We start from the raw sequence: 20,401 nt of genomic DNA, 5'->3' as shown, positions 1-20,401 counted from the left end.
GCCGGGACGAGGTCGAACACGGGCGCCCAGGGCACCGAGGAAGCCCCCGCCCGCCTATGTTCGTCACCACCTCAGCAACCCACAGAGGAGCACCCGATGATCGTCCCTAGCCAGCGCTTCACAGCCATCTACCGACACGAGGGGAGCGCGGACGGGAAGACCCGCACCCACTACACCAACAAGCCCGTCATCGCTTGGGACGACGACGGCAACCCGCTCGTCGTCGACGGTAAGACGGGCAGGCTCCGGGACGCGGGCAGCTGGAGCAATTACGTCGGCGTGCACGAGGGTGAACCCGTGGTCGTTGCCGCGCTGCCCGGTGACGGCTGGCGGGCCGAGTACCGCGACGACGACGGCACCGTTCACTCCTCGCCCGTCGTCGCCTGGCTCGTCTACGACGACGGCAGCGTGAAGCCCGCCGACACCGACCGCGACGGTTACGTGGACTTCCCCACCACCGTCAGCAACTTCGTCCGCATCTACCGCCCCGAGCAGGCCCCCACCGAGTAGCCCACCCCGGCCCCGGGCATCCGGCCCGGGGCCTCACCCTTGGAGGACCCCGTGAACGTCGATGACGTCGTGAACGAGCAGATAGCCGCAGCCGAACGCAGGCGCCGGGCACAACGCGACCGCAGAGCAGCACTGGCCGAAGCACGCCAGCACGGACTACGGCAGCGGCACGCCACCAAGCTGGTGCGCATCGGCCGCACCGAACAGGTCGGCGCACGCCTCGCACTCGCGGCACTCGACCGCGACAGCCACACCATCGCGGCGATGCTCAGCACCGTCGACCCGCAGCAAGCCAGGCAGGCCGCGGCCGTCGCCCTCGGAGCGCTCGCCGAACTCGGCCTCACCGCGCGGCCGTCCAACGTCACCAAGACGCGGGACGCCCTGCTGCTCATGGAACGCAGCGCCCACCAGGACGACGACCCGCCGCCCGCAGCATGACCCCCACCGGGGCACCCCGGCCACCCCGGCAGACAGGAGGCCAGCCATGCCCACCGCACCACCGAGCCGCTGCACCGAACCGGCCTGCCGCGCGCTCGCCGTCGACCACGGCAGATGTGACGAGCACAAGCGCAAGCCGTGGGCCAACCGGCCAACCATCCGCGAGCGGTACGGCATCAGCGGCGGCAAGTGGCGGTCGCTCAAGCGTCAGGTGACCGCACGCGACAACGGCTGCTGCCACATGTGCGGGCGAGAGCCGGACGAAGGCCAGGCGTTCGACCTGGACCACATCCGGCCCGTGGCCGAGGGCGGCGCAGCCGCAGACCTGGACAACCTCGGCCTTGCCTGCCCCGACTGCCACGCCGCCAAGTCCCGAGCCGAGTCCGCCCGCGGCAACGCGCGCCGACTCGCACGGCGCCGAGCCGGCCGGGGGTAGATGGGTCTGCATCGCTGGACGGTGCGCCAGGGGGTCCGCCGCGGTGAATGGAACGCACCGCTGCACGGATTTTCGACTTTTGTGGAGGTGGAGAAATTGCAGTGCCGGAAGTGCTCGGTTGAGCTGCCTGCCCGGGGCGGGCCGGGGCGCCCGGCGGTGTACTGCTCGACTGGTTGCCGCCGGGCGGCGGAGTACGAGCTGCGCCGTCTGCAGCATGCGCTGGAGGCGGTGGAGGAGCGGGCCCGTGCATACCGGTTCGGCCAGTTCGGGCGGTCGAAGGAGCCGCCGGCCGAGGTAGAGGAGGAGCGGTTGCGGCTGGAGGCGCGGCTGCGGGAGCTGCTGGACGACGGAAGCGAGGATGCGGCATGAGCGATGAGCAGGACCAGGCGGAGAAGGAGCGGCGCCCGGTGCGGGTGCCGACGGGCCGGCGGACGGTGTCGGGCCGGTTCGAGGGCGAGGTGGAGGCCGAGGATCTGGAGGCCGCCACGCATTGGGATGAGCGGATCTGGAGGCAGGGATGACGGTGCGCGTGGTGGACGGCAGGGAGGCCGTGGGCACGCTGCTGGTGCTGGCGGTGCTGGAGCACGCCGAGACGGCGCCTGTGGGCCCGTGGGCGGCCTCGGAGCGGCTGGGGGCGGTGGCGGACGGCTCGGGGGCGGTGTGGTTCCCGCAGGGCGACGGTGTGGCCCGTCTGGTGCCGCTGGGCTGCCGGTGCGAGTGTGCGGAGCTGACGACGTACCGCCGCGGCGTGGAGACGTCCCGGATCGTGGGGCCGTCCAGCTAGAATGACCGCAGGTTGATCAACGGCCCGCTACGGCCCGCGAGAGACTCCGTGAGCGTGAGGCTCGCGGGAGGCCAGCACCGGCCGCGGCACCTACCGCCGCCGGTTGCCCGCCTCCCGTGGCTGTCCCCCGGATGTCTCCCCGCCCGCCGGAGTCCGCGCGTTCGGCGCCTCCGGTTCGCTGTCGAGTACCTCCCGTTCCGGCCCGCCCCTGTGGCCCGCCGTCGAGCGGTACGGTCTCCAGCCCGCCGGGAAGATGACACGACTTCCCGAAGGGGACCACCATGCCCAAGACGTTCGAGGCGCTGCGCGACGAGCTGAAGAAGACGCTCACCGAGGCGCAGGCCATTCACGAGAAGGCGAAGGCCGAGGGCCGGGACTTCACCGATGACGAAGTGCGCCAGGTGGACGAGCTGCTGGCGCGCGGCAAGACCCTGAAGGCCGATGCGGAGCGCGCGAAGGCGTTCGAGACGATGCACGCGCAGCTGGCCGGTGTCGGCGGCCCGGTGGAGCCGGGCGGCGGTGCGAAGGCCGCGGACGCGCACCCGAAGGTGAAGGCGTCGGGCGGCACGGACTGGGCCGACACGATGCTGAAGGCGGTGGCCGGCCCGGACGGGTACAAGGGCATCCTCGCCTCGGGCACGGTCGCGGTGAACGTGCCGTTGAACCCGGACCCGGTCCGCTCCGATGTGCCCGTCCTCTCGGTGCGCCAGCTGGTGCCGAACGTGCCGAACAGCACGGGCCGGTTCGGGTATCTGCGGCAGACGACCCGCACCAACAACGCGGCCGTGGTCGCGCAGGGCGCGAAGAAGCCGACCTCGGTGTACACGCTGGAGCGGGTGGATGACCGGGTCCGCACGATCGCGCACCTGTCGGAGCCGATCGCCAAGCAGGATCTGGACGATGTCGCGCTGCTGCGGCAGTTCATCGACCAGGAGATGCGCCTGGGCCTGGATCTCGCCCTGGAGGACGAGATCATCAACGGGGACGGGACGGGCGAGCACTTCACCGGCATGGCGAACGTGTCCGGGTCGCAGGTGCAGGCGTGGGACACGAACCTGCTGACCACGACCCGCAAGGCCGTGACGAAGCTGGAGCGGTACGGCTACCTGGGCGGCGCCGGCTGGCTGATGACTCCGGAGGACTGGGAAGCGGTCGAGCTGCTGCAGGACAACGAGGCGGTGTTCTACTACGGCGGCCCGCAGTCGGTCATCAGCCCCGGGAACCGGCGGCTGTGGGGCGTGCCGGTGGTCGTGTCGGACGCCGCGACCGCGGGCACCGCGCATCTGGCGGACTTCTCGCAGATGCGGCTGCAGGTGCGGCAGGACGGTGTCCTGGACTGGAGCGAGAACGTGTACCGCCCGGATGCCCTCGGGGCCGGGGTGGGCGCCAGCGACTTCGAGCGGAACATGGTCACGTTCCGGTTCGAGGGCCGGTTCGGGCTGGAGATCCTGCGGCCGTCCGCCATCGTCGAGGTTGACCTCACCGCGGTCTAAGGGGGCACGGCCATGCCCTCAGTGGGCTACGCCACCCTGCAGATCATCCCCTCCGTCAAGGGCATCGGGGATGACATCCGCCGCCAGCTCGCCGGTCCCGCGCAGGTGGCCGGCGAGCGGGCGGGGGATGCGGCGGGCGGTGGCTTCAAGGACAGGATGAACGCGGCGGCGGCCGCGGCCGGGGTGGCCGCGGGCGCGGTGCTCGTCAAGGGGCTCACGGACGCGATCGGGCAGATGAACGCGGGCAATGCCCTGCAGGCGCAGCTGGGCACCACCGACAAGGTCGCGGCCCGGCACGGGAAGCTGGCGGGCAAGCTGTACGGCTCGGGGGTGTCCGGCTCGTTCCAGGAGGCCGCGGACTCCATCAAGCACGTGGTGCAGTCGGGCCTGGCGCCGCCGGACGCGACGAACAAGCAGCTGCAGCAGATCGCCACCCGCGCCTCGGACGTGGCTGGCGTGTTCGGCCAGGATCTCGGCGGGGTGACGAACGCGGTGTCGCAGATGATGCGCACCGGGCTGGCGAAGGACTCCAAGGAGGCGTTCGACGTCATCACCGCCGGGTTCCAGCAGGGCGCCGACAAGGGCGGGGACCTGCTGGACACCATGAACGAGTACGGCACTCAGTTCCGCAAGGCCGGCCTGGACGGGTCGACGGCCATGGGTCTGATCTCGCAGGCCATTCAGGCGGGCGCCCGCGACTCGGATGTGGCCGCCGACGCGATCAAGGAGTTCTCCCTTCGGGCCATCGACGGCAGCGAGACCACGGCGGACGGCTTCAAGATGCTGAAGCTGAACGCCGACGACATGGCGAAGAAGTTCGCGAAGGGCGGCTCCTCGGCGACGGCCGCCCTGGACACCACCCTGGACCGGCTGCGCGGCATCAAGGACCCGGTCAAGCAGTCCGAAGCCGCGGTGGCCCTGTTCGGTACGCAGGCGGAGGATCTCGGCGACGCGCTGCTGGCCATGGACCCCTCGGGGGCGTCGAAGGAGCTGGGGAAGTTCGGCGGGGCCGCGGACAAGCTGGGCAAGACGGTCCGGTCCGGCCCCGGGCATGAGCTGACGACGTTCACGCGGGATCTGCAGTCGGGCCTGGTGAACGTGCTCGGCACGCACGTCATCCCGGTGCTGCGGGAGGTGCTGGGCGCGATCCGGCCCTTCGCCCCGGTGCTGCTGCCGCTGGCCGGCGTCATCACCGGGATCGTCCTCGGCGTCAAGGCGTGGACGGTGGCGCAGGCCGCCTGGAATCTGGTGATGGCCGCCAACCCGGCCGTGCTCATCATCGTCGCCGTGGTCGCCCTGGCCGCCGCCCTGGTGGTGGCCTACAAGAAGTCGGAGACGTTCCGCAACATCGTCGACAAGGCCCTGTCGGCGGTGCGGACGGCGGCCATGTGGCTGTGGGACAAGGCGCTGAAGCCGTTCTTCGCCTGGTTCGGGAAGATCGTGTCCTGGCTGTGGACGTCCATCATCAAGCCGTACATCGGGTTCATCGTCGCCTACTGGAAGATGGTCGGCCGCATCGCCCTGTGGCTGTGGGAGTCGGTCATCTCGCCCGTGTTCAAGGCCATCGGCGCGATCATCTCCTGGTGGTGGAACAACATCGTCAAGCGCTACTTCAACATGGTGAAGTTCGCCATCCAGTCGGTCGGCGCGGTCTTCAAGTGGCTGTACGACAAGGGCGTCAAGCCGGTGATGGGCTGGATCGGCGACCGCATCTCGTGGGTGTGGGAGAACGTCATCAAGAAGGCGTTCGACGCCCTCAAGCGGGCGGTCGGCAAGGTGAAGGACGCGTTCGAGGTGGCGAAGGACGGCATCGGCAAAGCCTGGGGCAAGATCAAGGACGCGACGAAGAAGCCGATCAACTGGGTGATCCGGGTGGTGTGGAATGACGGCATCGTCGGCACCTGGGGCAAGATCCGCGACTGGATTCCGGGCCTGCCCAAGCTGGAGAAGCTGCCGCTGCTGGCCGCGGGCGGGCCGATGCCCGTCCAGCCCGGCGTCTTCAACCGGCCCACGGCGATCGTCGGCGAGGGCAACCCGCGCCACCCCGAGTACGTGATCCCCACCGATCCGAAGTACCGCAAGCGGGCCTTGGCTCTGCACCAAGCGGCAGGTACACAGCTTCTCGCGGGTGGCGGCATCATCGGGAAAATCCGGGGGGCGATCGGCTCGGCCGCCGACTTCCTCACCGACCCGGTCAAGGGCCTGAAGAAGCTGCTGGAGCCCATCACCAGCAAGCTGAAGTCCCTCACCGGCAGCAGCTGGGGCAAGATGGCCGCCGGCCTGCCCCGCATGGCCATCGGCGGCCTGACCAAGATGGTGAAGGGCTTCTTCACCGGCGACGGCGGCGCCTCGGTCGACGTCGGCGGCGCCGGGGTGAAGCGCTGGACGAACGTGGTGCTGCAGGCGCTCCGCATGGTCGGCCAGCCCGGCTCCCTGCTCGGCACCACCCTGCGCCGGATGAACCAGGAGTCGGGCGGCAACCCGCGGGCGGTGAACCTGTGGGACATCAACGCGAAGAACGGCACCCCGTCGGTCGGTCTCATGCAGGTCATCGGGCCCACCTTCCGGGCGCACGCCGGACGGTTCCGGGACCGGGGCCCGCATCTGTACGGCGTCTCGATCGACCCGCTCGCCAACATCTATGCGTCGATGCGGTACGCCCTCTCCCGGTACGGGAGTCTCAGCCGGGCCTACAACCGGCCCGGCGGGTACGACTCGGGCGGCTGGCTCATGCCCGGGGCGACGCTGGCCGTCAACGCCACCGGCCGGCCCGAGGCCGTGCTCACCGCCCCGCAATGGCGGGCCGTACAGGCGGCTGCGGCTGGCGGCGGAGGACTCCAGCCCGGCCAGCCGGTCGTGCTGCAGCTGGAGGACGGGCCGATGGTGCGCGGCTGGGTCCGCGGCATCGCCGACGAGAGCACCGCCGACGGCTTCACCGCGGCGCGTCGGCGGATGCAGGCCGGCCGGAAGATGTGAGCAGGGCGGACAGGGCCCGGACAGGGGGTGGACGGCGTCCGAGTCGTGTCCGCCCCCTGTCCGGCCGCTGACCAGCGGACAGTCTGGGGCATACCGGGTGCTCGTCCGGGTGCTCAAGCCCTGCTCAGGGGGTGCTCAGAGCAGGAGTCTGAGCACCCCCTGAGCAGCCGTCCGAGCAGGCGCCGACCTGCGGTCGAGCAGCGCCGAGCAGCAGCCCATATCGGGATATCCCGCCCGTGACGGTGGGCGTGACGGGCACGTGACATCGCAGGTCACGCGCGTGACAGTGCACGTGACGGGCGCGTGACGCGTCACGTGCTGTCATGCGGGTGTCATGCCCTCCACCTGCACTGTCACGGGGGCGTCACGCCCGCCTACCGGGCCGGTAGAGGTCGTTACGCGGGTTGTGACAGGGTCGTGATTCCGCAGGCCGCCAACGACGAAGGGGTGGGCAACGGTTGCGGCTGCGTGGTCCTCTGCACCACGCAGCCGCCCGGCCCGGGGCTACCGCTTCAGCCGGTCCAGCAGCCGGGCCGACTTCGGCCGCGGCGGGCGCGAGTAAGCCGGGTCGTTGATCGGCACCCCGGTGAAGTCCGCCCGCGACACCCGCCGGCCCAACCGGCGCTCCAGACAGCCGATGCACAGGAGACCCTTCGGGCCCATGCCCGCGGCCTGCCACACCTCCCCGCGCAGGTGGTAGTACTCGCACCGGGTGTCCGTGCGGCAGTCGACGCACCCCCAGTCCTGCGTCGCCTGGTACGCCTCCACGGCGGCCCGCGACGGCTGCTCAAAGCTGTACAGGTTCTTCTTGCGTCGTCCGAACATGACGTCCTCCAAGGGGTGTGCGCGGATGGGTGTCGAGCGCTGCTCATCTGGATCCGGGCCAGCGGGAGCACGGCCCGCCGGTCCCCGCCGCGCGCACCGCCGAAGCGGTCTCGCGCACGGGCGGGAAGGGCCCCGGTGGGACCGTCCTCCGTGGAGTGAGAGGGCGGGCCCACCGGCCCCGGGCACTTGCGATACGGCCTGCGGGAACAGGCGCGGGGATTAGGGATTCGACCTGCGGCGCAACCGCCTAAAGGGAGGCTCCGGCCAGCCGGGCAAGCTGCTCTTGGAGGTGGTCCACCCGCGCCTGCAGGAGAGCCACCTCGGCCACCAGCGCGGGCACCACGCCACCGCCCTCGGCCGGCGGCTCGGCGGCCGGTGCGGGCGCGGCCTCCAGCAGCAGCGCGAACCGCTGCCGGGACGCCTCGGGCGCCTGCTCCAGCGCGGTGTCCAGCACGTCCTGCAGCTCGCCGCGCGGAACGATGTCCGGCCGCGCCCGCCAGCCGGCGACGGTGCGCACCGCGACGCCGAGGTGTTCGGCGAACCGCTCGTTGCTCATGCGGAGCGCACGCTGGAGAGCCGCCGCGTGGCGGCCGGTCCACTGGAGAACGAGCTCCACCGCCGTCACCGCCCCTGCGCCTGGTGCGCGGCCTCGGCGTGGGCCAGGCCGGCGTGGGTGACCTGCTCGACGTACCCGGCGCCCGAGGTCCAGCCGCAGCCGTCCGCGGTGCAGCGGGCCCCGGTCACCGGCTCGTCGCCCACGACGACCGGGGAGACGGCGGGCGGGTACGCCCGGTCAACCGCCCGGGCCAGGCCCTGCATGCGGTCCCGCTCGGCGTCCGTCCAGTCCTCCACACCGGCCCACAGCCGGGCCGTCCCGCGCTCGATCTCCACGGCCGAGTAGCCCTGAAGGGACCACTCGACCATCTGCCGCACCTCGGCGGCGGACAGGGCGTCCGGGTCGGTCTCCTCGCCCATGAGGGCGTACTGCTCGGCCAGCGCGTACAGCAGCTCGTCACGGGTCACCGCGACGGCCAGCCGGACCACCGCCCGGGCGGGCCCGTCCCCGCCGATGCCCGACACCAGCGACGGCCCGTAGGCCGGCGGGATCGGCAGCAGCGCGCACTGGTCAACGGTGGCCGAAGTCTCGGGGAGAATGGTCATGGTGCCTACCTCTTCCGGTCTGCTGAAGATGGGCCCGACTGCCGCCCCGGGGGCTCATCCCGGGGCGGCGTCAGGCAAGGGGGGAGATCGGTAACGACCTGCGGCGTTGTCAGGCCGCGGGCCGGTACTCCGAGGCGGTCGCGGGCATGCACGCCCGCCACCACAGCTCGTCATGGAGCACCCGCTGCAGCAGCAGCGCGGCCACCGTCCACGGCAGGGCGTCCGCCTTCGCCGCGTTGCACGACTCGCAGGCGAGCACGAGGTTCCGCAGGCGGGTCGTGCGCCACAGCCGGTACGGGATGTAGTGGTCGAACGTCCAGCGCCGCTGCTCGGTGAACGGCCGCCGACAGTAGAAGCACCGCCAGCCGTGCCCCTTGCGCTGGGCGATCTGCGCCGCCCGGTGCGCACGGCGCTCGGGCGTCTTCGCCCCGGTCCGGCGGCTCACCGGACCGCACCCCCCGCCGGGGGAAGGTCGAACCGCTCCGGCAGGGACGGGCCCTCGGCGGCCTGGAAGGACCACTGAAGCCACGCCTCCCGGACCGCGTCCAGGGCCCGCCCGTACTCCGCCGCAGCGCTCCGGTACGCCGACAGGGCGAACGGCAGGGAGGGGTCCAGGCTGTCCCGCCAGCGCTCCAGGTCCGCCCGCCACGCGGCGAGCATCACCAGCAGGCCCTCCACGTACAGCCGCGGGTCGTCGCAGTCGCCGGCTTCCTCGATGGCGAACAGCTTCTCGGCCGTCACGTCCTTGAAGTGGGCCGCGTATCCGCTCACCGGTCCGCACCGCCCTTCGGGGCGAGCATCGCCGACAGGGCCCGCTCGAACGCGTCCAGCTCCTCGACGGCGGCCCGCACCTTGCCGATCTGCCCGCGGGTCGCACGGGCCAGGTTCATGAACTCCTCGTCGCGCTGCGCCGCCAGGCGGGCCGACACCGGCTCGGCGTCCAGCACCCCCAGCAGCCCGCGCACCGCGCCCCGCAGGGAGCCGATCGCATCCGCCGCGTCCATCGGGCTGGAGAACGCCACCCCCGAGGTGTCGTCCAGGATCCGGCGGGCCGTCTCCACGGCCGTCGCCCGACTCATCGCGCACCACCGGCGGTACGCGCGACGGCGGCCAGGCGGGCCAGGTGGCGCAGCTTCTTGACGTGCGCGGCGAGCTGGTCGGCGTGCGCCTCCAGCGCCTCCGGCGACAGCTCGGCCACCTCGCCCCCGCCCGCCGCGTCGAACGCGACGACCGGCGCGGCCTCCGGGCCGTGGGCGAACGGGTAGACCGTCAGCCACGCCTCCAGCACGTCCTCCGTGCCGCCGCCCATGGCCGGCGCCGAGACGCTGACCCGGTCGCTGGCGTGGTAGATGTCCGCGACGAAGGCCACGTCCTGCTCGACGTGGTCGACGGTGCACCAGGGCGGGCAGGGGATCGAGAGCAGCGCGCCCTGGATCCGGGCCGGCACCATGCGGCCCGGCTGGACGGCCAGCGCCTCGGAGCGCGAGGACACGACGGACTTGGGTAGGGTCTTCCCCATGGGATGACTCCTTGTGTGAGAAGGGTCTGACCTAGGCCCCGTTCCGGTGTTGGTAGCACCGGGCGGGGCTGCCAAGTATCTTGGCACTCTCCATACTGCACACACTCGGCGGACAGCGCAACATACTTGGCAGCATTTCTTGCACCGTGGCTGCCTAGTCGCTTGGCACTCGCTGTGGGAACATGCGGCCATGACACCGAACACGCCGAAGCTCAGCGAGCAGGAGAGGGCACCCTGGCTGAGAAAGCTGGACCGCGCCACAGGCGCCCACGAGAAGGCACGCAAGGCCTTGGACGCGCTCATCGCAGATGCGCGGCGGGCGGGAGTGCCCCTCACCGCGATCTCCGAGCACACCCCCTACAGCCGCGAGTGGGCACGCCGGATCGCCGATCAGGTCGACGCCGAGCGGGCCGAGGCGCAGGGCGCGGCCGAGTCAGAGGGCACAACGAGGGCACAAGACGCTGAGAAATGATGCGTGCCGTTGAGTACCCACGGACGGCATTTCCGCAGTTCAGAGGGCACTCAACCGCGTTTCGCCTGATCACACAAAGAAGGGCGGCGCCTCCGCACAGGCGCCGCCCTTCCCTTTGTGCGCCGGGACCGCCGTTCCCGCCGGTGAGGGTCGGCCGGCGGGGCGGTCCCGGTGTCGGTTGGTCATAGCACCGGTGAAGTCACCGGTTGTCGCTGCCCTCCCCGCTCTCCACGGCCGCCGCGCGGCCCGCCTCCAGGCGGGCGACGGGGATGCGGAACGGGGAGCAGGAGACGTAGTCCAGGCCGATCCCGTGGAAGAAGTGGACCGACTCCGGGTCGCCGCCGTGCTCTCCGCACACGCCCAGCTTGAGATCGGGGCGGGCGGCCCGGCCGGCCTCGACCGCGCCTCGCACCAGCGCGCCGACGCCGTCCCTGTCGATGGTCTCGAACGGCGAGACCCCGAAGATGCCCTTCTCCAGGTAGGCGGTGAAGAAGCTCGCCTCCACGTCGTCCCGGCTGAAGCCCCACACGGTCTGGGTGAGGTCGTTGGTGCCGAAGGAGAAGAAGTCGGCGCACTCGGCGATCTGGCCGGCCGTCACCGCCGCGCGCGGCAGCTCGATCATGGTGCCGATCAGCAGCTCCAGGTCCACGCCGCGGGCCTGCCGGACCTCGGCGATGACCTTCTCGGCCTCCTCGCGGACGCACTCCAGCTCCTGGACGGTGCCCACCAGCGGAATCATGACCTCCACACGGGGGTCGCCGCCGGCGGCGGCCCGGTCCGCGGCGGCCTCGGCGATGGCCCGCACCTGCATGGTGAACAGGCCGGGGATGACCAGGCCCAGGCGCACACCGCGCAGGCCCAGCATCGGGTTCTGCTCGTGCAGCCGGCGGACGGCCCGCAGCAGACGCTGGTCGTCCTCGTCGGTCTCGCCGCGGGCCTCGGCGAGCGCGACCCGCACCGACAGCTCGGTGAGGTCGGGCAGGAACTCGTGCAGCGGCGGGTCCAGCAGCCGTACCGTCACCGGCAGGCCGTCCATGGCCGTCAGCAGCTCGACGAAGTCGCCCTTCTGCAGCGGCAGCAGCGCGGCCAGCGCGGCCTCGCACTCCTCGTCGGTCTCGGCCAGGACCAGGCGCTCGACCAGTTCGCGGCGCTCGCCGAGGAACATGTGCTCGGTGCGGCACAGACCGATGCCCTGGGCGCCGAAGCGGCGGGCGCGGGCGGCGTCCTCGGCGTTGTCGGCGTTGGCCCGCACCCGCAGGCGGCGGTTGCCGTCGGCCAGGGCCATGATCCGGTGCACGGCGCGGACCAGTTCACCGGCCTGCTCGTCGGGCCGGGTGCGGCCCTCGAAGTACTCCACGACCGGGGAGGGCACGACGGGCACCTCGCCGCGGTGGACGCTGCCGGTGGAGCCGTCGATGGAGATGACGTCGCCCTCGGCGACGACCAGGCCGCCGGGGGCGGTCATGCGGCGCTGCTTGAGGTCGACCTGGAGCTCCTCGGCACCGCACACGCAGGTCTTGCCCATGCCGCGGGCGACGACGGCGGCGTGCGAGGTCTTGCCGCCGCGCGAGGTGAGGATGCCCTCGGCGGCGATCATGCCGTCGAGGTCGTCGGGGTTGGTCTCGCGGCGCACGAGGATGACCTTCTCGCCGGCGCGGGCGCGGGCCACGGCGGTGGCGGAGTCGAAGACGGCCGCGCCGACGGCGGCGCCGGGCGAGGCCGCGATGCCCCGGCCGATCCGCTCGGCCGCGCCGCCGCCGGTCCGGCTCTCGTCGAAGCGCGGGAACATCAGCTGGGCGAGCTGGGCGCCGCTGACGCGGCGCAGCGCCTCGGTCTCGTCGATCAGGCCCTGGTCGGCGAGCTGGACGGCGATGCGGAACGCGGCGGCGGCGGTGCGCTTGCCCACCCGGGTCTGCAGCATCCACAGCTTGCCGCGCTCGATGGTGAACTCGATGTCGCACAGATCCCGGTAGTGGTTCTCCAGGGTCTCCATGATCTGCATGAGCTGGTCGTAGGACTTCTTGTCGATCGTCTCCAGCTCGGCCAGCGGCACGGTGTTGCGGATGCCTGCGACGACGTCCTCGCCCTGGGCGTTGGCGAGGTAGTCGCCGTAGACGCCCTGCTGGCCGCTGGCGGGGTCGCGGGTGAAGGCGACGCCGGTGCCGGAGTCGGGGCCGAGGTTGCCGAAGACCATCGAGCAGACGTTGACGGCCGTGCCCAGGTCGTGGGGTATGCGCTCCTGGCGGCGGTAGAGCTTGGCGCGCTCGCCGTTCCAGGAGTCGAAGACCGCGCGGATGGCGAGGTCCATCTGCTCGCGCGGGTCCTGCGGGAAGTCGCGGCCGGTCTGCTCCGAGACGATGCCCTTGAACTCCTCGACGAGGCTCTTGAGGTCGCCGGCGTCCAGGTCGACGTCGGTGGAGGCGTTCCGGGCCCGCTTGGCCTCCTCCAGCGCCTCCTCGAACAGATCGCCGTCGACGCCGAGGACGGTCTTGCCGAACATCTGGATGAGGCGCCGGTAGGAGTCCCAGGCGAAACGTTCATTCCCGGCCTGGGCGGCGAGTCCGGCCACGGAGTCGTCGGACAGGCCGATGTTCAGGACGGTGTCCATCATCCCCGGCATGGAGAACTTGGCGCCGGAGCGGACGGACACCAGCAGGGGGTCGTCCGCCTGGCCCAGCTTCTTGCCCATCCTCTCCTCAAGGGCGTCGAGGTGGGCGCTCACCTCGTCGCGGAGGGCCGGCGGCTCGGAGCCGGAGTCGAGGTAGACCTTGCACGCCTCGGTGGTGATGGTGAACCCGGGAGGGACCGGAAGACCGAGGTTGGTCATCTCGGCGAGGTTGGCTCCCTTGCCTCCGAGGAGGTCCTTGAAGTCCTTGTTGCCCTCGGTGAAGTCGTAGACGAACTTCTGGGTTACGTGAGGCTCTTGGTTTTCCGGCAAGAGAATCGCGCTCCTCGCTGGATCCCCTCGGCGGAGGCCGGGGGAAGGCTGCCCTGACGGCGGGGAGCGTACCCAGATCGAAGGATTTCGAGTACGTCCACCGGTGGTCCATGGGGGCGTAACCGCTCATCCGCCGACGGATCGAAAGTAAAGGCTGATTCAAGTGCCACGAGTTGGTTCGTTCACCACTCGAAGCCATCAACGCGGTGGGTAGCGGAAAAGGCGCGTCCGCGCCACTCTGGGCGAGGGTGGTGGCGGGCGGGTGAACGGAAGAAGGGTGGCACCGAGTGCCACCCTTTGGAGAAGTGCAGAGCCGTTTTAAGCGCTCATGTGAGCGCAGCCCCTATCAGAGTGGCGAGCATCACCCTCCTGACGGGCCCGGCATCTCAGCCATTGGACACATAAGGGAGCTACGCCGCTCGGATGAGCACCTGGTAGACGCACCCCGACCTGCCCTGCCCCTCCGGCGACCCCGCCTCAAAGCCCCATGGCGGCCAGCCGGGCATCGGCCCGCTCCGGTGCGTACAGGTGCTCCACGACCATCGCCCCCGCCCCCACCAGGCCCGACCGCTCCCCCAGCCGGGAGGTGACCACGGTCAGATGAGCGGTGCTGCGGGGCATCGCCCGCTGGTAGAGCAGCTCGCGCACCCCGGTGACGAACGGGGTGCCGGCCAGGTCGCCCGCGATCATCAGCACTCCGGGGTTGACCACGGTGACGACGGTGACCAGCACCTCCCCCACCCGGCGCCCCGCCTCCCGGGCCAGCCGCACCGCGTCGGGCTGCCCGGCGGCCAGCAGCTCGCGCACCCCGGTGCCGGAGGCGGCCGGAACGCCGGAACCGGTCAGCCGTGCCGCCAGCGCCCGGCCGCTGGCGACCGCCGCCAGACAGCCGTACGAGCCGCACATGCACAGTGCGTCGGGCCGGTCGTGAAGTCTGATGTGCCCGATGTCCCCCGCGCCGCCGTCGGTGCCGCGGTACATCTCGCCGTCCACCACCAGCCCCGCGCCGATGCCGGTGGAGACCTTGACCAGCAGGAAGGCGCCACAGTCGCGCCAGCCGGTGCGCTGCTCGGCGTACGCCATGAGGTTGGCGTCGTTCTCCACCAGCACCACGGGGCCCTCGCCGTCCGCACCGGTGTGCCGCAGATACGCCCGCCGCATCCGCTCCGGGATCGGGTAGCGGTCCCAGCCCGGCATGATCGGCGGCTGGACCACCTGCCCCGACTCCCACTCCACCGGCCCCGGCACCGACACCCCGATGCCGCAGACGCCCTCCGGCGCCGCCCCGGCCCGCTCCAGCAGTGGCGGGAACCACCTCGCCACCCGGTCGATCACGTCCTCCGGGCCGTCCTCGATGTTCAGCGGCCCGGTGTGCTCGGCCAGCACCCGGCCGTTGAGGTCCAGCACGGCGGCCAGCCCGTGCCGGGTCTCCACGTCCACGGCGAGCACCACGGCGTGCGAGCCGTCGAACTCCAGGCGGTTCGACGGGCGTCCGCCCGCCGGGCCGCCCGCGGGCACGGTGGCGCCGTCGCGGATCCAGCCCGCCCCGAAAAGCTGGTCGAGGCGGTGGCCGACGGTGGATCGGGACAGTCCGGTGGCGCGCTGGAGTTCGCCGCGGGTGGTCGCCTGCCCGCTGCGGACCAGTCGCAGCAGATGTCCCGCGCTGGATTGGTTCCCGGTCATACGGTCATCTTCGCCGCACCCTCCGGCCACCGCCGTCCCGCCCCTGCCGAACGCCCTGCTCAGCCTCCGTCCGCGAGTCGGCCGTGCTCGCCCGCGCCTCCTCCCGCGCCTTTCTGTGTCGGGTCTCACAGCATCGCTTCTGCCTTTTCGCAAGACAGAACCCTAGGCTTATGGAGACGTAACCTAGGAGTCGTACAGACACCGGAGTTCTCGTGGAGCGCGTCGCCCAACCCACCGACATTCCCATATCCCCGCCCTCCCCCGGGGCCGGCGTTCCGGGGTCGGTGCCGTGGCCTGCGGCCCGGGAGGCGTGGCCGCGCACACCGCGCTCCACCGCCCGCTCCGGCCCGGGTTCGGCGGTCCGATGAAGCCCGTTCCGATCCCCCTCACCACAGCCCGGCCGTTCATCCCCGCCCAGCGGCCGCCCGTCGGCGTCACCGCGGCCGAGCTGCGCCAGGCCGCGCGCCAGGTGCTGCTGCGCAACTGGACGGGCGCCTCGACCGTTCCCTCGCGCAGCCTGTATCCGCACCAGTGGAGCTGGGACTCGGCGTTCGTCGCGATCGGCCTGCGCCATCTGTCGGCGCCGCGCGCCCAGCGCGAGCTGGAGACACTGATGGCCGCCCAGTGGGGCGACGGCCGCGTCCCGCACATCGTCTTCAATCCGTCCGTGCCGCTCGGCGCGTACTTCCCCAGCCCGGACTTCTGGCGCTCCTCGACCGCCGGTGCCGGAGCCGGGGCACCCGGGCACACGGAGACCTCGGGAATCGTGCAGCCGCCCGTCCACGCGCTCGCCGCCTGGCTGGTGCACCGCGCCGACCCGGCGACCTCGCGGCGGCGCGGCTTCCTCAGACGCCTCTACCCCCGGCTGGTCGCCTGGCACCGCTATCTGACCGCCCACCGCGACCTGGGCGGGCACGGGCTGGTGTCGGCCGTCCACCCGTGGGAACCGGGCATGGACAACAGCCCGGCCTGGGACGCCCCCCTGTCGCGCGTCGAACCGGCCGACCTCTGCTCCTTCCGCCGCTGCGACCTCGACCACGGCTCGGCCGCCGACCGCCCCACCGACCTGGACTACGGCCGGTACGTGCGGCTGGCGGCCGACTACCGCGACCACGGCTACCGGGACGCCGACGCCCCGCACCCGTTCGCGGTGGAGGACCCCGGTGTCAACGCCCTGCTGATCGCCTCCGAGCACGCCCTGGCGCAGATCGCCGCCGAGGTCGGGGCGGAGGGCCCGGGGGACGACCCCGGCGGGCACCGCGGACGGGCCGCGCGGCTGACCGATGCCCTGGTGGACCGCCTGTGGGACGAGCACAGCGGCATGTTCCTGTGCCGCGACGTACGCGCCGGGCACCGCGGCGAGCCGATCCGGGAGCGCAGCGCCGCCGGGCTGGTGCCGCTGATCGTCCCCGGCCTGCCGCACGGCATCGTCCGCACGCTGCTGCGCACGGTCGGCGGCGAGCACTTCGGACTGGGCGACACCGTCCGTCTGGTGCCCAGCTACGACCTGAAGGGCCACGCCTTCGACTCGTGCCGCTACTGGCGGGGGCCGGCCTGGTTCAACGTCAACTGGCTGGTGGAACGAGGCCTGAGGCAGTACGGGCACACCAACCGGGCCGACTCCCTGCGCGCCGCGGTGCTGGCGTCGGCCGCCGCGTCCGGCTTCGCCGAGTACGTCGATCCGCACACCGGGACGGGCCGGGGCTCCCGGGAGTTCAGCTGGACGGCGGCCCTCGCCCTCGACCTGCTGTCCCGCACCGCCGACCGGTCCGCGGACCGCGCGGCGGTGCGCACCGGGATGCGCGTCGGGGCGCTGGTGCGCAGCGGCACGGCGGGCTGAGCCGTCCCGGGGCACCCCGGGACGGCTCAGCCGCCGGAGGTGTCCAGCTCGGCCTCGGCCGCGACGCCCGCGCGGTCGTACGGGTCGTCCAGCCAGCCGTCGGGCAGGGCCACCCGGTTACGTCCGGAGGTGCGCCCGCGCGGGCCGTCCGCCCCCTTCGGCCACGGCTGGTCCAGGTCGAGTTCGCCCAGCAGGTCCTCCAGCTCGGCGAGACAGGACGCGACGGCCAGTTTCCGGCGCATCTCGGAGCCGACCGGGAAGCCCTTGGTGTACCAGGCGACGTGCTTGCGGAAGTCGATCACTCCGCGCGCCTCGTCCTCCAGCCACTCCCCCAGCAGCCGGGCGTGCCGCAGCATCACCGCGGCGACCTCCCGCAGGGTGGGCTCGGCCCTCTCCGGCCTGCCCTCGCAGGCGGCCACCAGATCGCCGAAGAGCCACGGCCGGCCCAGGCAGCCGCGTCCGACCACGACGCCGTCGCAGCCGGTCTCGCGCATCATCCGCACCGCGTCGTCGGCCGACCAGATGTCGCCGTTGCCCAGCACCGGGATCTCGGGCACGGCCTCCTTCAGGGCGGCGATGGCGTCCCAGTCGGCGGTGCCGCCGTAGTGCTGGGCGGCGGTGCGGCCGTGCAGGGCGACGGCGGTGACGCCCTCCTCGACGGCGATGCGCCCGGCGTCCAGATGGGTGAGGTGGTCGTCGTCGATGCCCTTGCGCATCTTCATGGTCACCGGCAGCCCGCCGGCGCCGGTGACGGCCTCGCGCAGGATGGCCCGCAGCAGGTTCCGCTTGTACGGCAGCGCCGAGCCGCCTCCCTTGCGGGTCACCTTCGGCACCGGGCAGCCGAAGTTGAGGTCGATGTGGTCGGCCATGTCCTCGTCGGCGATCATGCGGACGGCCTTGCCGACGGTCGCCGGGTCCACGCCGTAGAGCTGGACGGAGCGCGGCTTCTCGGTCTCGGCGAAGTGGACGAGCCGCATGGTCTTGGCGTCCCGCTCGACCAGTGCCCGGGTGGTGATCATCTCGCTGACGAACAGTCCCCGGCCGCCGCTGTACTCGCGGCACAGCGTCCGGAACGGCGCGTTGGTGATCCCGGCCATCGGCGCGAGGACCACGGGCGGCCGGACCGTGTGCGGGCCGATGGCGAGCTGCTGTGACATGGCGGAGGGCGTCCTCGTTGTCGCTCGGTGGTGGGGAACGATCCTCCATTGTCCCCCATCCGGACCGCTCCCCGCGCGCCCCGCCCCTCCCGGGGTCAGTGCCCCAGGAGGGCGGGGGTGAAGACGGCGAGGAAGCCGGCCAGCCCGATCAGCCCGAGGATCCAGGGCGCCGGGCTCAGCCGCTGTCCGCCGCCGCCCCGCGCGCCGTGCTCGGCCAGGTGGTGCGCGGCCTCGGCACGTGCGAGGCCGCGGGCCGTGAAGCGGCGGTCGCAGGTGCCGCAGACGAGATGGCGGCCCTCCCCCGTGCCGCGGCGGAAGCACAGCTCACGGGTGATCCTCACCTCGTGGATGCGCCCGTCCTGTCCGTAACCGCTGACCGTGCCCGTGGTCACCGTGCCCGTCGTCAGCATTCGCCCCCCTCGTCGCCCTCCGGATCTCCCACCCGTGCGTGCCCGGCCCATTCTGGAAGGCTGTGCACGGCGGCACCAGAGCCGAGTGGGGCAGTGTTCGGCGACGGCCGCTTTCCGGATCCCGGCAAGCGGGACGCGGCCGGGGCGGCGGCAGGGCCGCCCCGGCTTCCGGTGCCGTGCGGGCGCCGGAGACGGCCGGAGGCCTCCGCACCCGCACCGGGTCCGGAGGCCTCCACACGAGCCGCGCGTACGGCGGGTTCAGCAGCCGATCAGCCGGGCCGCGAGGTAGGACTCGATCTGGTCGAGCGAGACGCGCTCCTGCTTCATGGTGTCGCGCTCGCGCACCGTCACGGCGTTGTCGTCGAGGGTGTCGAAGTCGACGGTGACGCAGAACGGCGTGCCGATCTCGTCCTGGCGGCGGTAGCGGCGGCCGATGGCGCCGGCGTCGTCGAACTCGATGTTCCAGTGCTTGCGCAGCGTTTCCGCCAGGCCCTTGGCCTTCGGGGAGAGCTGCGGGTTGCGCGACAGCGGCAGAACGGCGACCTTGACCGGCGACAGGCGCGGGTCGAGGCGCATCACGACGCGCTTCTCCATCTTGCCCTTGGCGTTGGGCGCCTCGTCCTCGGTGTAGGCGTCCAGCATGAAGGCCAGCATCGTGCGGCCGAGGCCGGCCGCGGGCTCGATGACGTACGGCGTCCAGCGCTCGCCGGCCTCCTGGTCGAAGTACGACAGGTCCTGGCCGGAGGCCTTGGAGTGCGAGCTCAGGTCGTAGTCGGTGCGGTTGGCCACGCCCTCGAGCTCACCCCACTCGCCACCGCCGAACCGGAAGCGGTACTCGATGTCGGCGGTGCGCTTGGAGTAGTGGGAGAGCTTCTCCGCCGGGTGCTCGTACCAGCGCATGTTCTCCTCGCGCAGGCCCAGCCCGGTGTACCAGTTCCAGCGCTGCTCCATCCAGTACTCGTGCCACTTCTCGTCCTCGCCCGGCTTGACGAAGAACTCCATCTCCATCTGCTCGAACTCGCGGGTGCGGAAGATGAAGTTGCCCGGAGTGATCTCGTTCCGGAAGGACTTGCCCATCTGCGCGATGCCGAACGGCGGCTTGCGGCGCGAGGTCTGCTGCACCTGGGCGAAGTTGGTGAAGATGCCCTGCGCGGTCTCGGGGCGCAGGTAGGCGACCGAGCCGGAGTCCTGGGTCGGGCCGAGGTGCGTGGACAGCAGGCCGGAGAACTGCTTGGGCTCGGTGAACTGGCCCTTGACACCGCAGTTGGGGCAGTTGACGTCCGACAGGCCGGCGGCGGGGAGGCGGCCGTGCTTGGCCTCGTACGCCTCCTCGAGGTGGTCGGCGCGGAACCGCTTGTGGCACGAGGTGCACTCGGTCAGCGGGTCGGTGAAGGTGGCCACGTGGCCGGAGGCGACCCAGACCTCGGAGGCGAGGATGACCGACGAGTCGATTCCGACCACGTCGTCGCGCGAGGTGACCATGTAGCGCCACCACTGGCGCTTGATGTTCTCCTTCAGCTCCACACCCAGCGGACCGTAGTCCCAGGCGGCCCTCTGCCCCCCGTAGATCTCACTGCAGGGATAGACGAAGCCACGGCGCTTGCTGAGGCTGACGATGGTGTCGATCTTGTCGGCGGCCACGGTGCTCTCTTCGGTACAGACGACGGAATGCCTCAGGTTACCGGCGATGACGGGGGCGGGATCAAATCGGTTCGGGGTTCGGACGCGAGAGACTGGAAACCCGGTCGCCATCGGTCGC

At 71.8% G+C, this 20,401-nt stretch carries 22 protein-coding genes; 10 read left to right on the top strand and 12 right to left on the bottom strand.

The features are described 5' to 3' along the window. The first annotated feature begins 96 nt into the window (after positions 1-96). The 8 genes from ACGRHY_RS18955 to ACGRHY_RS18920 all read left to right on the top strand — a co-directional run bounded on the left by ACGRHY_RS18955 (position 97) and on the right by ACGRHY_RS18920 (position 6,637). On the top strand, positions 97-510 hold the full coding sequence (locus ACGRHY_RS18955) for a hypothetical protein (protein WP_394636508.1): 414 nt from the start codon (positions 97-99) through the stop codon (positions 508-510). Positions 511-561: 51 nt separating this feature from the next. Continuing rightward, positions 562-948, top strand: a complete 387-nt coding sequence (locus tag ACGRHY_RS18950) for a hypothetical protein (RefSeq protein WP_394636507.1) — start codon at positions 562-564, stop codon at positions 946-948. 46 nt (positions 949-994) lie between these two features. Then, entirely contained in the window at positions 995-1,384 is a 390-nt protein-coding gene (locus ACGRHY_RS18945) for an HNH endonuclease (RefSeq protein WP_394636506.1), read from the top strand. Positions 1,385-1,540: 156 nt separating this feature from the next. Next, positions 1,541-1,753, top strand: a complete 213-nt coding sequence (locus ACGRHY_RS18940; RefSeq protein ID WP_394636505.1) for a hypothetical protein — start codon at positions 1,541-1,543, stop codon at positions 1,751-1,753. After that, complete coding sequence (locus tag ACGRHY_RS18935) at positions 1,750-1,905, top strand: hypothetical protein (protein ID WP_394636504.1); 156 nt, start codon at positions 1,750-1,752, stop codon at positions 1,903-1,905. Before ACGRHY_RS18940 ends, ACGRHY_RS18935 begins: the two co-directional genes overlap by 4 nt. Continuing rightward, the gene (locus ACGRHY_RS18930) at positions 1,902-2,168 is read left to right on the top strand and encodes a hypothetical protein (RefSeq protein WP_394636503.1); all 267 of its coding nucleotides are present in this window, start codon (positions 1,902-1,904) and stop codon (positions 2,166-2,168) included. Before ACGRHY_RS18935 ends, ACGRHY_RS18930 begins: the two co-directional genes overlap by 4 nt. Positions 2,169-2,449: 281 nt before the next feature. Next, positions 2,450-3,661, top strand: coding sequence for a phage major capsid protein (locus ACGRHY_RS18925; RefSeq protein WP_394636502.1), 1,212 nt, complete (start codon positions 2,450-2,452; stop codon positions 3,659-3,661). Between the two features lie 12 nt (positions 3,662-3,673). Next, on the top strand, positions 3,674-6,637 hold the full coding sequence (locus tag ACGRHY_RS18920) for a phage tail tape measure protein (RefSeq protein ID WP_394636501.1): 2,964 nt from the start codon (positions 3,674-3,676) through the stop codon (positions 6,635-6,637). 504 nt (positions 6,638-7,141) lie between these two features. Here the strand turns inward: ACGRHY_RS18920 and ACGRHY_RS18915 are convergent. The 7 genes from ACGRHY_RS18915 to ACGRHY_RS18885 all read right to left on the bottom strand — a co-directional run bounded on the left by ACGRHY_RS18915 (position 7,142) and on the right by ACGRHY_RS18885 (position 10,142). Next, positions 7,142-7,462 carry a hypothetical protein gene (locus ACGRHY_RS18915; RefSeq protein WP_394636500.1) on the bottom strand — a complete coding sequence of 107 codons (321 nt, stop codon included), beginning with the start codon at positions 7,460-7,462 and terminating at the stop codon, positions 7,142-7,144. Positions 7,463-7,709: 247 nt separating this feature from the next. Further along, entirely contained in the window at positions 7,710-8,078 is a 369-nt protein-coding gene (locus tag ACGRHY_RS18910) for a hypothetical protein (RefSeq protein WP_394636499.1), read from the bottom strand. Positions 8,079-8,083: 5 nt separating this feature from the next. Next, positions 8,084-8,623: a hypothetical protein gene (locus tag ACGRHY_RS18905; protein WP_394636498.1), complete on the bottom strand. Its 540-nt coding sequence runs from the start codon at positions 8,621-8,623 to the stop codon at positions 8,084-8,086. Between the two features lie 109 nt (positions 8,624-8,732). Beyond that, positions 8,733-9,068 (bottom strand): HNH endonuclease, encoded by a 336-nt coding sequence (locus ACGRHY_RS18900; RefSeq protein ID WP_394636497.1) that lies wholly within the window; start codon positions 9,066-9,068, stop codon positions 8,733-8,735. Continuing rightward, the gene (locus tag ACGRHY_RS18895) at positions 9,065-9,394 is read right to left on the bottom strand and encodes a hypothetical protein (protein WP_394636496.1); all 330 of its coding nucleotides are present in this window, start codon (positions 9,392-9,394) and stop codon (positions 9,065-9,067) included. The genes ACGRHY_RS18900 and ACGRHY_RS18895 overlap by 4 nt, the downstream gene beginning before the upstream one ends. Then, on the bottom strand, positions 9,391-9,702 hold the full coding sequence (locus ACGRHY_RS18890) for a hypothetical protein (protein ID WP_394636495.1): 312 nt from the start codon (positions 9,700-9,702) through the stop codon (positions 9,391-9,393). Before ACGRHY_RS18890 ends, ACGRHY_RS18895 begins: the two co-directional genes overlap by 4 nt. Beyond that, on the bottom strand, positions 9,699-10,142 hold the full coding sequence (locus ACGRHY_RS18885) for a DUF6907 domain-containing protein (protein WP_394636494.1): 444 nt from the start codon (positions 10,140-10,142) through the stop codon (positions 9,699-9,701). The genes ACGRHY_RS18890 and ACGRHY_RS18885 overlap by 4 nt, the downstream gene beginning before the upstream one ends. 190 nt (positions 10,143-10,332) lie before the next feature. Here ACGRHY_RS18885 and ACGRHY_RS18880 point away from each other — a divergent pair, with 190 nt between their 5' ends. Next, positions 10,333-10,614 carry a hypothetical protein gene (locus ACGRHY_RS18880; protein ID WP_394636493.1) on the top strand — a complete coding sequence of 94 codons (282 nt, stop codon included), beginning with the start codon at positions 10,333-10,335 and terminating at the stop codon, positions 10,612-10,614. Positions 10,615-10,813: 199 nt separating this feature from the next. Here the strand turns inward: ACGRHY_RS18880 and ppdK are convergent, their stop codons facing one another. Continuing rightward, positions 10,814-13,552 carry a pyruvate, phosphate dikinase gene (gene ppdK, locus ACGRHY_RS18875; RefSeq protein WP_394636492.1) on the bottom strand — a complete coding sequence of 913 codons (2,739 nt, stop codon included), beginning with the start codon at positions 13,550-13,552 and terminating at the stop codon, positions 10,814-10,816. A gap of 477 nt (positions 13,553-14,029) precedes the next feature. Further along, on the bottom strand, positions 14,030-15,235 hold the full coding sequence (locus ACGRHY_RS18870) for an ROK family transcriptional regulator (RefSeq protein WP_394636491.1): 1,206 nt from the start codon (positions 15,233-15,235) through the stop codon (positions 14,030-14,032). Between the two features lie 364 nt (positions 15,236-15,599). On the opposite strand from ACGRHY_RS18870, the gene ACGRHY_RS18865 reads away from it, so the two are divergent. Further along, positions 15,600-17,075, top strand: coding sequence for an MGH1-like glycoside hydrolase domain-containing protein (locus ACGRHY_RS18865; RefSeq protein ID WP_394636490.1), 1,476 nt, complete (start codon positions 15,600-15,602; stop codon positions 17,073-17,075). 26 nt (positions 17,076-17,101) lie between these two features. Here the strand turns inward: ACGRHY_RS18865 and dusB are convergent, their stop codons facing one another. The 3 genes from dusB to ACGRHY_RS18850 all read right to left on the bottom strand — a co-directional run bounded on the left by dusB (position 17,102) and on the right by ACGRHY_RS18850 (position 20,283). Further along, complete coding sequence (dusB, locus tag ACGRHY_RS18860) at positions 17,102-18,232, bottom strand: tRNA dihydrouridine synthase DusB (RefSeq protein ID WP_394636489.1); 1,131 nt, start codon at positions 18,230-18,232, stop codon at positions 17,102-17,104. A 95-nt stretch (positions 18,233-18,327) separates the two neighbouring features. After that, entirely contained in the window at positions 18,328-18,642 is a 315-nt protein-coding gene (locus tag ACGRHY_RS18855) for a hypothetical protein (protein ID WP_394636488.1), read from the bottom strand. Positions 18,643-18,900: 258 nt separating this feature from the next. After that, positions 18,901-20,283 carry a glycine--tRNA ligase gene (locus tag ACGRHY_RS18850; protein ID WP_394636487.1) on the bottom strand — a complete coding sequence of 461 codons (1,383 nt, stop codon included), beginning with the start codon at positions 20,281-20,283 and terminating at the stop codon, positions 18,901-18,903. Positions 20,284-20,401: the final 118 nt, after the last annotated feature.

The sequence above is a fragment of the Streptomyces shinuiensis genome (assembly GCF_043660855.1).
In the GTDB taxonomy this organism is placed as follows: domain Bacteria; phylum Actinomycetota; class Actinomycetes; order Streptomycetales; family Streptomycetaceae; genus Streptomyces.
Note: the sequence above shows the minus strand (reverse complement) of the source record. Positions and strands in the feature narration are given on the sequence as shown.

What these genes read in the sequence shown, in the direction of transcription:
- ACGRHY_RS18925 (WP_394636502.1), top strand. Translation starts at nt 2,450, where the DNA reads ATGCCCAAGACGTTCGAGGCGCTGCGCGACGAGCTGAAGAAGACGCTC.
- ACGRHY_RS18920 (WP_394636501.1), top strand. Translation starts at nt 3,674, where the DNA reads ATGCCCTCAGTGGGCTACGCCACCCTGCAGATCATCCCCTCCGTCAAG.
- dusB (WP_394636489.1), bottom strand. Translation starts at nt 18,232, where the DNA reads ATGTCACAGCAGCTCGCCATCGGCCCGCACACGGTCCGGCCGCCCGTG.
- ACGRHY_RS18870 (WP_394636491.1), bottom strand. Translation starts at nt 15,235, where the DNA reads ATGACCGGGAACCAATCCAGCGCGGGACATCTGCTGCGACTGGTCCGC.
- ACGRHY_RS18945 (WP_394636506.1), top strand. Translation starts at nt 995, where the DNA reads ATGCCCACCGCACCACCGAGCCGCTGCACCGAACCGGCCTGCCGCGCG.
- ACGRHY_RS18930 (WP_394636503.1), top strand. Translation starts at nt 1,902, where the DNA reads ATGACGGTGCGCGTGGTGGACGGCAGGGAGGCCGTGGGCACGCTGCTG.
- ACGRHY_RS18865 (WP_394636490.1), top strand. Translation starts at nt 15,600, where the DNA reads ATGAAGCCCGTTCCGATCCCCCTCACCACAGCCCGGCCGTTCATCCCC.
- ACGRHY_RS18915 (WP_394636500.1), bottom strand. Translation starts at nt 7,462, where the DNA reads ATGTTCGGACGACGCAAGAAGAACCTGTACAGCTTTGAGCAGCCGTCG.
- ACGRHY_RS18955 (WP_394636508.1), top strand. Translation starts at nt 97, where the DNA reads ATGATCGTCCCTAGCCAGCGCTTCACAGCCATCTACCGACACGAGGGG.
- ACGRHY_RS18880 (WP_394636493.1), top strand. Translation starts at nt 10,333, where the DNA reads ATGACACCGAACACGCCGAAGCTCAGCGAGCAGGAGAGGGCACCCTGG.
- ACGRHY_RS18855 (WP_394636488.1), bottom strand. Translation starts at nt 18,642, where the DNA reads ATGCTGACGACGGGCACGGTGACCACGGGCACGGTCAGCGGTTACGGA.
- ACGRHY_RS18905 (WP_394636498.1), bottom strand. Translation starts at nt 8,623, where the DNA reads ATGACCATTCTCCCCGAGACTTCGGCCACCGTTGACCAGTGCGCGCTG.
- ACGRHY_RS18890 (WP_394636495.1), bottom strand. Translation starts at nt 9,702, where the DNA reads ATGAGTCGGGCGACGGCCGTGGAGACGGCCCGCCGGATCCTGGACGAC.
- ACGRHY_RS18885 (WP_394636494.1), bottom strand. Translation starts at nt 10,142, where the DNA reads ATGGGGAAGACCCTACCCAAGTCCGTCGTGTCCTCGCGCTCCGAGGCG.
- ACGRHY_RS18935 (WP_394636504.1), top strand. Translation starts at nt 1,750, where the DNA reads ATGAGCGATGAGCAGGACCAGGCGGAGAAGGAGCGGCGCCCGGTGCGG.